Origin of the sequence: Cellulomonas sp. NPDC058312, from assembly GCF_042880135.1 — a bacterium.
In the GTDB taxonomy this organism is placed as follows: Bacteria; Actinomycetota; Actinomycetes; order Actinomycetales; family Cellulomonadaceae; genus Cellulomonas.
Map to the genome: position 1 here is coordinate 59,952 of NZ_JBHVZE010000005.1, position 11,766 is coordinate 71,717.

Below are 11,766 nucleotides of genomic sequence, written 5' to 3' on the forward strand. Positions count from 1 at the left end.
CTACGCTTCTCAGAGGTCGCAGCCCCGCACATCCCCGCAACGACGGCGTTTCAGGAGGACAGCATGGCCCGGTCGTCTTTCGTCAGCTTTCACTACCAGCGCGACAGCTGGCGTGTGCAAGAGATCCTCAACATGGGCGCGCTCGACGGCCAGGAGATCCTTCCCGCACAACGATGGGAAGCAGTGAAGCGCCAGGGCAAGGCCGCCATAAAGGCGTGGATCGACCAGGAGATGAATTACAAGCAGGCCGTCATCGTGATGATTGGGCACGAGACCGCGTCCAGGGAGTGGGTCCAGTACGAGATCCAACGTGCGTGGTCCGTTCGCAAGCCCCTTCTCGGAATCCTCATACACGGCTTGAAGGACTCGACCGGGCACACCGACACGCCAGGACCCAACCCGTTCGCCCAGTTCCGCCTGCCCGGCTCCACTCGGACCTACGCGGCCCACGTCCCGGTGTTCGACCCCGCCTCGTACACCGGACTGCTGCGCCCCGCGAGCACCGACATTCACAGGGCGATCGCCGCGAACATCTCGTCGTGGGCGACCAATGGGTATAAGCGACCATGACAACCGCGACCGACGCAGGGTGCCCGTTCTGCCGCATCGCAAAGGGTGAGGAGCCGGCGCGCATAGTCTGGAAGGACGCTGCTGCATTGTCTTTCCTGCCGGACGTGCCGGCGGTTCTCGGCCACACGCTGGTGGTACCCAGAACGCACGTGCGCGATATCTGGGAACTGGACCCTACGAATGCTCGAGCACTCGCCGACGCCGTCCGATCGGCCGCCCACGCCGTCCGCGCGGCCACGGGATTCGACGGGCTCAACGTGGTCCAGTCCAACGGAGCCGCTGCCGGGCAGACGGTCTTTCACCTGCATGTTCACCTGGTCCCACGTACCGACGGCGACCGGATGCCCAGACTGTGGCCACCGGACGCCGCTTGGTCGCGGGACGAGCTCGACCGCTCAGCAGACGCGCTCCGCACCGCATTCGATCGCGTCAGTCCCCGCTGAAGGTCGCGCGCGGCGCCGCTGCGTCACGTCGATGTCGTTGAGAACGACGGATCCGGTGTCGGAATCTGGGAATCAGAGACCGTCGGGGCCGCGAGAAGCACCCCGACGACGACCGTCAGGACAACGATCGCCCCGTAGAAACCCAAGAGCGACAAGGAGAACATGGCGGGCCACCAAGGTTCTCGCTGGGCATACGGACGCGGGTTCATCTTGAACTGAGCGACCCGTTTCGCGGCAACGTCACGGAACATCGCCCGGAACGCCCGCTCCTGGCGCAGGAAGTAGGTGTCGAGGACCCAGAATGCTGCGGCGGGCACAAGCGCAGCGAACGCCAAAGCCGCTTGGTCCCGCGACGCGGCCAGTCCCAGAATCGCGGCACACAGGGTCAACGCCCACCCCTTCATGACGAAGGAGTTGTTCGCGAGGCGTCCGATCACGTCCTGGACATAGTCCATATGCTTGTGATGATCAGCCCGGTCCACCGCGCGCTCGTCGGAACCGTCTGGCGTGCCGCTCACTAGAAGCTCTACCTCGTGCGTCCGGCGAACGACCTGAACGACTGGCGGTTGCTTGACTCGTGCAGCACGACCGACGGCTCAGCGCCATACGGGCCGACGACCCGGTCAACCACGCTGTACAAGCCAAGGTACTCCTGTCCGGCGAAGCTACCGGTCGTCGGGCCCTCTATGGGAAGAATCGACACGCGCTGCGGGCCGTGGAACCCGTCGAAGTAACCGAGTTCCCATGGCATCCACCGCGAGCTCTGGGCGGCACGTGACGTCGCGTAGACCATTGTTCGGGAACTGCCCATGCGCACGCGAAGCCGCGCCGCCGTCGACGGTGAAACGCTGCCGCGATCAAGTTGCGGGTCGTCGATCCAGTCGACATACACAGATAAGCCCTGCGCCTCGAGGAGCCTGCGCACTCCGAGGACCAGCCGGGCGTCGCGCACGCTGTGACTGAGGAAAACATCAAAGGAGCCGGACTGCTTGGACGCCGCCCTCAAAGACTCCTGAGCCGCTGCAGCGGTGAGTCCTCCAGCTCGCTGCAGGAGCTCGTCCTCTTGGAAGTACACCATCGCTACCCCTCTCGCCTCGCACATTGAACCAGTCGTCGCGCCGGGAGGTGGCACATTCCGCTCGGCATCTTCGCGTGTGATCGCCGCGCAGGCCAGGTAGGCGCGGGATTCGGTCATCAACGCGCTCGCGCTGGGCAAGACCCGCACCGCCGGGCTCGTCGCGGCCGCAGCGCACGCGTTCACCGCGTCGCTCGTCGGCGTTGCCCGGTTGTGCGGCGCGCGCCGAGCGAGGGTCGCGGTTCGAGCGCGACCGAGACTACTCGAACCACGGATCCCAGGGAGCAGCTGGCCCACACTGCCCGCGCCCGACGCACCTACATCGGCGAGGCCGAGAACGCGGTCCGCACCCGCTCACGACCATCTGGCTGCTCGCCGCTAGCACTCCAGGTCTCACCAAGGTCCACCTTCCCGCACGTCGAAGTGGGCCAAGCGCGCAGTGGGGCTCGCTCTATCCCTCGTACCGGCTAGGTGTACTCAGCCGGGCGGGTTCTTGCCAGCAACTCCGAGCGCACCGCTGCCCTGGACCCCTGGCTCGAGTACTACAACAGTCGACGACGCCACACCGCCCTCGGCGGGCTCCCACCGACCAGCCGACTGTCACCAACGTGATGGCTCAGTACAGCTAGGGCGCGTCACGGTGCGGCCGGCACCCCGGACAGCCGGGTCCGCCGCTGCCTCCGCGAGCCTCTGAGCTCGTCGCGCCCGGAACGGCACGTGACTGCGGCGGGTGTCACCGTGCACGATACCGATGTGATTGCCGAGTCCGGCCCGTGGAAGAGCAAGCTCATCAAGACCGCCGCTACGTTGCGACGACGGTCAAAACAGACCCGCTGGTCCGACCAGTCGGCCTTCCTGCTGGAAAGCGACGTCATGGTCGCCGCGTACACGGTGAGAAAGCTGATCGAGTCATTCAAGGTGTCAGACGAGCTCCGTCGTCGCTCCTGGCGGGTATCGGCGTTCGCACCCGTCGGCGCGCCGCCCGACTTCATGACGCGTTCCGAGCTGTCTGAGGTGTTCGACCTCAATGGGCCGCGCAACGCGAGCCTCTCGACGCTGGAGCTGTGCCATCAGATCGTGCACAGCTACATCTTCGAGCCAGCCTGGACCTGGGACGACAACACCGAGAGGCTCACCGGACTCAAGGGCATCTTCTTCGCGTCCGACCGGGAGCGTCGCAAGGTCCTGTACCGGGTCGAGATCGACACGCTCGCGTCGTTGATCGAAACCGTCGGCTGGGAGGACGTCATCAGCGTCACCGTCGCCCGGGACGCTCACGGTTTGCGCGAAGTCAGTGCGACTCTCGGGGTCGGCCGGGACGACCCGCGGCACTGGTCCGCCAAAGAGCGGACCACGTGAACTAACTCAAGGCGACGCGCGCGGTTCGGCGCGCGACGGACCCTCGTTGGGCCCGCGACCCAGCCTGCGGCCGCAATCATTCACCGCTTCGATGACTCCGGTTCGGTCGACGGCGGTTGCACCTCACCCTTGTACTCACCTTCCAGAGAAACACGCTGTTACGCCGAGAAGAGCTCCGGTCTGGACGTTCGCTTCGATGCTGGGTTTATGCGACAGGTCGCTAGCACTGTTCAGGCGTGAAGCTGATCGACGCACACGCGTATCGGCGGGATTTGCACGACAATATGGATTGCTAGCGCTGCGAGAAAGAGGCGGGGACGCGGCTCTTGAGCCAGTTCAAGCGTCGGCAGTCGCGATCAAGCCGTTGCATCGCGCACCCGCGGCGGGGCGGCGGCATCAGCACACGACGCGAAGGCAACGAGCCCCGCGAAGGAGTCGATCACCGGCGAGGCCACCGCGGAAGAGAAGTCGCGGCGCTCGGCCCGGCGCAAGAGATCGGACGCCGCCTGGGACAGGATGCGCGGCGCCTCTCCGGTCGACCTCTCGACCACGTACCGCGTCACCCGGGGGGCGTATCGCGCGCTGACCCCGACCAACACACCCGCCTCCGGCCACGTAGCCGCCCCCGAGAGGCGGGCGGCAGCGAGGGACACGGCGCACCGGCGCAGGAGGACGTGTGGCGCGCCGGCGAACCGCCACTCCGGCGGCAGGATGTTGAGCGGCGCCAAGGTCGGAAGAGACCGCGCTCCTGCCGCCGGGAGGTCCGCGTTCTGCTCCTTGACGCGATCTAGACGGGTAGCGACGCGGGAACGCGACGTCTGCCACGCAGCGAGGACCGGGTCGATCGCCGACGAGACCGGCAGCCGGTCGCGGATCAGGTTCGTGAGGACCTCGTCCTCGAACGCCGCTCGGAGCGCATCGGCGCCGCGCTCCGGGGAAGGGGACCTGACCACCGGCAGCGCTGCGGCCATGGCAGCACCGGCGATCGCCGGGTCGGGCGGCGTCAGCCACGGACGCAGCGCCCACCGCGGGACGGCCTCGGTCCCCGCGAACAGAGCCGCGGTCGCACGCCAAGCCCCAAGCGCGTCCAGACTGGAGCGCCGGCGACCGAACACCCGGATGCGGCGCGACTCGACGACCCGGTCGAGGACCGCCTGGGCCTTCACCGCTTCGGGGGTCGCCATGACCGTCGGCGCTGCAGCCCACGCCGCGCCGCAGGAGCAGCGCAGATCGGTCGTCTCCGCGTCACCGATCAGAGAGGACGGCGCACCGCACGACCCGCACTCCTGCTCCAGCAGGACGCCGTGGATCGTGCACGCGAACGCCCACGGGTGCTGCCACTTCAGCCACCAGCGCTGCCGCTGCTCCAGACAGGCCGGGCAGAATCCATCACCGCCAAAGCGCCACCAGTACTGCCGCTGCAGGCGCAGCGCCGCCGCGTTCACCGGCGTCCCTGGAGGCACGCGGCCGAACGGTGAGAACCGGGCGAGGCTGAGCTGGTCGAGCTGGGTATCGTCCATCTCGAGCACCTTCAGGACCCACTGCCGCACCGTCGGGTCGACCGGAAGGTGCAGGTTGTGAGGCCGCCCAGATGGGCTGAGCAGTCGCAGGTGTCGGACCAGGTCCGGGGTGCTCATCCCCATGTAGCGGGCGGTGCGGGCGAGCAGTCCGGCGAGGGACTCGCCGTCATCCGGTGACACGACCACGGCCAGCACCGGGTCACCGCACCGCGTCGAGCAGGTCGCGTCGCCAGGGCGCTGTCCCGAATCGGCGTTCGAGCTCAGGCACTCGCGGCCGTGGCGATCGCGTGCCCAACGCGCTCTGGAGCAGCCGGAGGGGGTGACACGCCCAATGCTCGACGAGCCACTCACAGGCCACCTGGGGTACGACCTGCGCCTGCGCGGCGAGGGCTTCAACGGCCGCCCGGGTGGGGCGGTCCAGGCGCTCCAAGGCTTCGAGGCGGGCGCGGAAGGGCACCTGGAGACCGGTCAGCGCATCCCGCACGTCGCTGACCTCGGCCCAGAAGACGCCGCCGGCTCCTGCTGCGTCGAGCTCCTGAGCGAGTGCGTACGCGCGGGCTGCGACGCGCTCGGACAGCCCGAGCTGCGCTGCCCGGTCGATCCAGCGCCCCGACCCGCTCGACTGCACAACAGCCACGGCGAGCAGGACGCGCTCGTCCTCTCCGGCGCCCCCGTCGAACAGGCGAGCGAACCGCGCAGAGACCAGCTCGGGAGGCACCACAGCCGGGAACACGTCGAGGGGGCCGCGCGCTCCGGGAGCCGGCACGACGACCGGCCGGCGGACGGCGAGCTCGTTCGCGTACGCGATGTCGAGCGCCTCGGCGACCGGATCCGGGTCCGACCAGCGCTCCGCTGGCGGCAACACGGTCGGCGCCGACGGCCTCCGTGCGTAGACCGCGACTGCGTGGCGGACGTGCGGCAGCTCAGCCGCCTGCTCCGGGGCGAGTGCGCCCGCCTCGATGGCGGTGCGGACGTCCAGCCGGTGCAGCTCCACCGCCTTCGAGCCGACGCCGCGCGCCGACTTGGGCCAGTGGTCGGCGTCGCGCAGGACCCTGACGAGTCTCAGCGCGTGGTGGACGCGGCGGGCGGCATCGTCGTCATCGACCGCGTCAGCCAGGAGCCGGGAGGCGATCGTGCTGGCGTGGATGTCGACCGGGTCGGCGCGCGTGGCAGGTTCCGACGGCCCCAAGCACCCGACCTCGACAGGGCCATGCGCGACGAACGGCTCGTCGGCTTCCAGCGCGAGCAGGCAGGCGGGCCCGAAGGGCATGCCGCACTCCGGGCACCGCCACTCGAGGTAGGTCAGGTGCCGGAGACAGACCGTGACCAGAGTGGAAGCCCACCTCAGGTCCCACAGCCCGTCGCGCAGACAGGCGAAGCAGCCGGCCGTGATCGCCCGCGGCGGCAACCCGTACCGCTGGAGGTTGGCCTGGTCGAACAGCTCCCCCTGGTAGCGGTCGTACGTCATGTCCCGCACCGCTTCGAGGTCCCGCGAGAACGCCCTCGCCACAGACACGAGCACGTCCTTGCTCACCCCGAACGTCGTTCCCCGCGCAGTCGGGCGATCGCGCCTCGCCGGGAGACCGAGCCATGCGAGCAGCTCACCGACACCCAGACCGACGTAGACCGCGCAGCGCATGAGGTACATGCCGAGCGGCTCCCATGCCCGCGGGTCAGGCGAGTACGGCAGCACCAGCTGCTCGTCGCTGCGGCGGGTCACGAGACCAACCGGCTCGCGCAGGTCAGCGCCTGGTTGAACGACCAGTGCGGCGTCGCGAGCGCGAGCTGGCCCGCGACGCGGATGAGCTTGTTCGCCGCGCCCAGCTTGCCTCCCGTGACGCCGTGAATCGCGTCGCAGTTGGTCTTGCTCGTGAACACGTTGGCCGCCTCGCTGCCGTCGAGCAGGTGCACCTGCGACGCCACCGCCTGGAGCGACCAGGGCCACGCCGGGTCGCTCTTGGCGTAGACGGCGAGCTCTTCCGCGGGGATGCGCAGGCGCCTCTCCTCGATCTGGCGGGACGACTGGTAGCCGTGGTCGTACTGCGTGCTGAGCAGGGCGCTCTCCGACATGTCCATCCCGATGAACACGAACGTGACCGGAAGGCCCGTGATCATGTGCTTGAGCTGGTTCGCCATCTTGCCGTCCTTGGCCGCGGCGAGGCAGTGCGCGTCGTCGATCACCACGACGACCGTGCCCATCCGGCGGAAGTTCTCACGCAGGCGGCGCATCAGCGTCCCCGGGCGGGTCTTCTCGTCTGCGGGGATGTAACCGAACCGGCAGATCTCCACCAGGAGGCTGACCGGCCCCACGGTGGCGCCCGCCTCGACGTAGAAGCACGGAATCGAGTGGTGCCTGCTCTCACCGAGCCCCGCCGCCGGCGGCGTCGACCCGCCCCACACGCCCTTGGTGAGAAGCAAGATCGCCTTCTGACCCGCGATCGACTTCCCGATGTGCGAGCAGCCCTCGAGGATGACCGTGACGACCTCGTTCGGACTGTTCTGGTTGAGTGCCACCGCGATGTCGATGACGTCGGAGACGAACTCGGTCAGGTCGGTCTCGGTCACCACCCCCCGCAGCGAGCACGCACGCGCGACCACGGGGTCCGTCGACCCGTGTGCCAAGCACCGCGCCGCGTGCACCGGGTGCGCGGCGTCGACAAGGCTCTTCCCCATCACGTCGATCAGCCCCGGCCACTTGTCGATGTCCGTGTAGTCGCTCCGCGAGACCGGCGCGTCCACCAGCAGAGGGCTCAGCGGGCTCCGAGTGTCGGTGTACCCGCTCAGCGAGACCGGCTCGTCGAACGCCAGCTCCGGGGTCGGCCCCAGCAACGCGACGCCGCTCACCAGTGCACCTTCTTCGGCACGTAGGCGTCGACTTCGCCGGCGGGGACCACCCCGGGTACGTCCTCGAACTCGACCGGCGGTGGAGGCGGCAGGACGGGCGTCGCCGCCGAAGCGCTGTGGAGGGGGCGCCCGGCGCCAGCCCGCTTGTCGGACGCCATCTTGCCGAGCAGCGCCTGGTGATCCTTGACAACCCTCGTCTTAAAGTTCTTGCGGGCCCAGCCGAGGGCCAAGGTCTCCTCCCGCTCGGACTGGACAACCCGCGGCACCTCTTCGTCGCCGGCAGCGCGACGGACCGTCTCCTTCCCCGGCTGGACATAGCCCTTGAAGGTTTCGTAGTCCCGCGCCAGGATCCACGCGCAGCGCGTCCAGTGCCAGAAGTAGGCGCGGGTGTAGTCGCGGGGGTCGTACCGGATCAGAAGCCGCGGCAGGTTGTCCCTCAGCTGTCGCAGCTCGTCGAGCTCGTCCGCGACGTAGATGACGCCGTTGCCGACCTGGAATCCTTCAGGTTCGAGCTCGGCGTCACCCTCCTTCAAGAACGCGATCCGGAAGTCCTGACGCAGAGGGACGTGGATCTTCCCGAACGTGCGTACGTGCTGGATCATCATGTCGATCGGACTGATCTTCTGCTTGCGCGCCTCAGGATCCAACAATTTACGGTGCTTGTGGCGGTTGTAAACGACCGAGATGAACTCCCACAGCATCTGCTCGACGTGGTCGATCGTCGGGAGGACCCGCTTCTTGGAGTCGGATCCGCTGTTGTCGGGAGAGCGCCCCTTGTCGCCGGGCAGCCCTTGAACCAGCCGCGAGTAGTGCGCCTGGAAAGACTCCACCATGCCCTTCGCCGGACCCCTTCTCGGCGGGGTGAAGAACACCTTGATGCCGTGGAGAGCGAGAACCGCGAGAGTCGTGGTGTTGTTGAACTGCGAGCCGAGGTCCACGACCACGGACTTGATCTTCATCCCGAACTTCACGGACCCGTCGTCCGGGACGTGGATCTCATCGGGAAGACCGATCCACAGGTGGGAGTCGTTCGACCTCCACGTGGACCGGATGAAATCCGCGCCGAGCATGTCGTACAGCAAGAGGTTGACGTCGATGGCCGTGTGAGGCTTTTCGACGAGGCGGATCGCGAAGACGGCTCGGGAGTACTTGTCGATCGCTGTGAGCAGGTCGAGGTAGGTACGGGTCAGCCCGTCGGCGATCCGGCAGACCAGATTCAGCGGAGTGCTGTCGAGCTCGACGATGTGGCCGGGGTACAGCGCCCGCAACGACCCGTAGACGTGACCGACGGGGCGCGACTCGACGTTCTTGCGCTGCTTGCCCGGGCGCCGCAGGTGGAGCCCGACGCTCACGATGTCGATGAGGTCGCGCATCTTTGCCTTCGGCAGCGTGAAGCCGGCGAGGTCGAGCTCGACGGCGGTGTCAGCGACCTGGTCCTTGATCGAGACAGTGCCCGACTCACGCCTAGCCAGGTCCACCGCGACACGGCGCGCGATCACCACGATGTCCCGCGGCATGTCGAGGATCGGACTGAGGCGCTTCCGGTACTTCGCGCGGACCAGCGCGAGGACCCCGTCTCCGCCCTCCTTGAACAGGTGGTTGTACTCGGCGTAGAGCGTGGACTTCTCGACCCCAGTCTCCCCGCGCGCCCGCAGCTCCGTCGTCTTGCTGTGGATCCTCTCCACCAGGTCGGGGTGGGCCTCGAGGTCGTAGTCGGGGCGGATCGCGTGCTCAGGATGCGGGCCGGCGAAGGTGCCGAACGGGTCCCCGTGAAGCAGCTCCATCAGGTCCCGCACCCGCTGGATGACACGCGACCGCTCCTCGTCAGGCAGCAGGCCGAGCAGTGGGGTCAGCTCGTCCTCGAAGGAGGAGAACTGCCCGGCGTAGTCCGTCGTCTCGGCGAGCTTGGCGAGGAACTTCTTCCACGTCCAGTGCTTCCGGCGCCCGTCGACGGTGACCCAGATGTACATGCCCTTCGGTGTGGGATCGAAGTCGAAGAGGGTGATCGACTGGCCGAGCACGACGACCGTGGCCCCCTTCTGGACGGTCTGCGTGGGGGCGAGGACGGCATTCACGGCAACCTCCAGGGGAACAGCACGGGCCCGGGCGCATCGGGGACGAGCACGCTGGTGTCCTCGAGGGGCACCTCCATGTCGATCCAGTAGTGCTTCCGCCACAGCGCAGCGAGAGCCAGCAGGCGACCGTCGCCGCCGCTGCCGTACGCGTCAGCGAGCTCACCGAAGTCCCACGGCGCCTCCTCACCCAGAGGCTCGATGTCGAGGTCCTCCGCCTGGGTCAGGAAGCCGAGGTTCGCCCGCCGCACCTTGCTCAGGGTCACGTCGGTCCCGACCGCGTAGCCCCAGCCGACCGCGGCGCAGACGTCCGCGGCGAAGTCGTACGAGGCGGCCTTCTCGTCGTCGAGCGCGGCCTCGTTGGTGATGTCGATGACGACCGTCCGCCCGCCGCGCCGGACCACCGCGTCGGGTCGGCGGGTCTTCGTGGTGTGGTCGCTGAACTCGGCGTGGAACTCCATGCACTGGGCGTTCAGCTCGTCGATGCCCGCCCAGACGAGCTCCTGGTAGTGGTCGGACTCGAGGTTCGACTCGAACCACACGTGCGTGTAGCCGCGGTGAGTCAGCACCGGGAACTTGCCGACCATGTTGGGCATGTCGAAGTAGCTGGCGGGACGCGCCACCTCCTCGAGGTCGTACAGGTCGAGCGCGTCGATCTCCTCGGGGCTCAGCGACATCTCCCGGCCGCGGACGATCACGGAGATGGACAGCTGCGTCACCACCGGGCCGCTGTCGTCGGCGGCCGCGAGCGAGGGGTCCGGCGGGAGGCCGCGCTCGATCGGTGCGAGGAACCGTGCGCCGCGTCCGGCGCGGAAGGCCGGCCAGTTCGGCCGCCTGTACTGCCCGTCGGGACCGACACGCTTGAGGTGCCGTCCTCGCCTAGCGTTGCGCTGCGCTGGCATGATCGAAGCACCCGTCCTTCCCCTGGTTGGATGACGTGGTAGCGGGGCCGTTCCAGCGACCCCGGGGAGACCCCCGTCGGCCTCATCCGCCGCGGGGGTTCTCTCTGAAGTTGTAGGTTCTGCACGAGACGCGCTCGCGGGTGATCGAGCGTACGCCGGCCGGTCGCAGACGCCCGGACTGTCCCCGCAGCTCCGCTTGGCGGTCTCTGGTTGGTATACCCCCATGTCTAGACGGTGGCCCGTCCCGACCAGCCGTTGAGCGACCCCCTCGGCGGTCGCCGCCGGCGGACCGCGAAGCCGGCGATCCGACGCACTGCCACTTGTCGGGATCGTCAAAGCCTTCACGCGGCGAGCCCTTGCCTCCGGGTGTCGGCGCGGGCAGGCTCACCACATGGAGGGCGATGGAGACGACCCGCGGAGCACGTTTGAGCGCCCGACCGGTGTCGACCGCCTCGACATCCACACGTCGACCGGGCTCTGGGCGATCACCTCCTCCAGTGGACGCACCTGCTGGGTCGACCTCGATGCGCACGTTCTCATCCGGTGGAACAGCCGCGACAACCCGACCCCGACCGAGCACCATCTGGTCACCGTGACGTCCGTGGACGTCGGTGACCACGGCGTGCTTCGGCTGGGCGACCGGCACGAGTACGTCCTCGACCTGGTCGGTCCTCCGCAGCCGCTGCGACTGCTGAACCGCTACCAGGTGTGGGTGCAGGGGCCGATCACCGCGATCGGGCAGTCCAGCAGCATCGCCATCGACACCTGATCGGCGTGCTCGACCTCGCCCATGGACGCCAGACGCGAACCTCGGGCTGAGGCGGTCTGGCGTTGTCAGTACCAGACGGGCCACTCCCACGGTGAACCTGCCTCAGTCCGTACCTGGGGGCATGTCCCGGGTGCGCGCCGCCGTGTCCCTCCTGAACCAGCGCCCCGTCCCAGCCGGCGTGCACCACGACGTCGACCGGCCGGTTCCCGTGA

At 68.3% G+C, this 11,766-nt stretch carries 11 protein-coding genes and 1 pseudogene; 5 read left to right on the plus strand and 7 right to left on the minus strand.

Annotated elements, in window-relative coordinates:
• Positions 1–63: 63 nt before the first annotated feature.
• Entirely contained in the window at positions 64–570 is a 507-nt protein-coding gene (locus ACFVXN_RS15340) for a TIR domain-containing protein (RefSeq protein ID WP_389234238.1), read from the plus strand.
• Entirely contained in the window at positions 567–1,013 is a 447-nt protein-coding gene (locus tag ACFVXN_RS15345) for an HIT family protein (RefSeq protein WP_389234241.1), read from the plus strand. The genes ACFVXN_RS15340 and ACFVXN_RS15345 overlap by 4 nt, the downstream gene beginning before the upstream one ends.
• A 23-nt stretch (positions 1,014–1,036) precedes the next feature.
• On the opposite strand, the gene ACFVXN_RS15350 is transcribed toward ACFVXN_RS15345, so the two are convergent.
• Positions 1,037–1,531, minus strand: coding sequence for a hypothetical protein (locus tag ACFVXN_RS15350; protein ID WP_389234244.1), 495 nt, complete (start codon positions 1,529–1,531; stop codon positions 1,037–1,039).
• 8 nt (positions 1,532–1,539) lie between these two features.
• On the minus strand, positions 1,540–2,238 hold the full coding sequence (locus ACFVXN_RS15355; RefSeq protein ID WP_389234247.1) for a toll/interleukin-1 receptor domain-containing protein: 699 nt from the start codon (positions 2,236–2,238) through the stop codon (positions 1,540–1,542).
• 336 nt (positions 2,239–2,574) lie between these two features.
• Here ACFVXN_RS15355 and ACFVXN_RS15360 point away from each other — a divergent pair.
• Together ACFVXN_RS15360 and ACFVXN_RS15365 are read left to right on the plus strand one after the other, a co-directional pair.
• Positions 2,575–2,700, plus strand: a pseudogene (locus ACFVXN_RS15360) (integrase core domain-containing protein); the annotation flags it as partial.
• Positions 2,701–2,841: 141 nt separating this feature from the next.
• Entirely contained in the window at positions 2,842–3,447 is a 606-nt protein-coding gene (locus ACFVXN_RS15365; RefSeq protein WP_389234250.1) for a hypothetical protein, read from the plus strand.
• 356 nt (positions 3,448–3,803) lie between these two features.
• Here ACFVXN_RS15365 and ACFVXN_RS15370 read toward each other — a convergent pair whose 3' ends face one another.
• From ACFVXN_RS15370 to ACFVXN_RS15390, 5 genes are read right to left on the minus strand one after another with little or no spacing between them, the layout of a single operon-like run.
• Positions 3,804–5,162 (minus strand): TniQ family protein, encoded by a 1,359-nt coding sequence (locus tag ACFVXN_RS15370; protein ID WP_389234253.1) that lies wholly within the window; start codon positions 5,160–5,162, stop codon positions 3,804–3,806.
• A 4-nt stretch (positions 5,163–5,166) separates the two neighbouring features.
• Positions 5,167–6,687 (minus strand): TniQ family protein, encoded by a 1,521-nt coding sequence (locus ACFVXN_RS15375; RefSeq protein WP_389234256.1) that lies wholly within the window; start codon positions 6,685–6,687, stop codon positions 5,167–5,169.
• Positions 6,684–7,811, minus strand: coding sequence for an AAA family ATPase (locus tag ACFVXN_RS15380; RefSeq protein ID WP_389234259.1), 1,128 nt, complete (start codon positions 7,809–7,811; stop codon positions 6,684–6,686). The genes ACFVXN_RS15375 and ACFVXN_RS15380 overlap by 4 nt, the downstream gene beginning before the upstream one ends.
• Positions 7,808–9,886, minus strand: coding sequence for a hypothetical protein (locus ACFVXN_RS15385; RefSeq protein WP_389234262.1), 2,079 nt, complete (start codon positions 9,884–9,886; stop codon positions 7,808–7,810). The genes ACFVXN_RS15380 and ACFVXN_RS15385 overlap by 4 nt, the downstream gene beginning before the upstream one ends.
• A complete protein-coding gene (locus ACFVXN_RS15390) occupies positions 9,883–10,605 on the minus strand; it encodes a hypothetical protein (RefSeq protein WP_389234265.1) in 723 nt (240 codons plus the stop codon). The genes ACFVXN_RS15385 and ACFVXN_RS15390 overlap by 4 nt, the downstream gene beginning before the upstream one ends.
• Positions 10,606–11,176: 571 nt before the next feature.
• Between ACFVXN_RS15390 and ACFVXN_RS15395 the strand changes: the two genes are divergently transcribed.
• Positions 11,177–11,554: a hypothetical protein gene (locus ACFVXN_RS15395; RefSeq protein ID WP_389234268.1), complete on the plus strand. Its 378-nt coding sequence runs from the start codon at positions 11,177–11,179 to the stop codon at positions 11,552–11,554.
• Positions 11,555–11,766 lie beyond the last annotated feature (212 nt).

Coding starts and splice junctions, on each gene's coding strand:
- ACFVXN_RS15340 (WP_389234238.1), top strand. CDS start 64: ATGGCCCGGTCGTCTTTCGTCAGCTTTCACTACCAGCGCGACAGCTGG.
- ACFVXN_RS15345 (WP_389234241.1), top strand. CDS start 567: ATGACAACCGCGACCGACGCAGGGTGCCCGTTCTGCCGCATCGCAAAG.
- ACFVXN_RS15395 (WP_389234268.1), top strand. CDS start 11,177: ATGGAGGGCGATGGAGACGACCCGCGGAGCACGTTTGAGCGCCCGACC.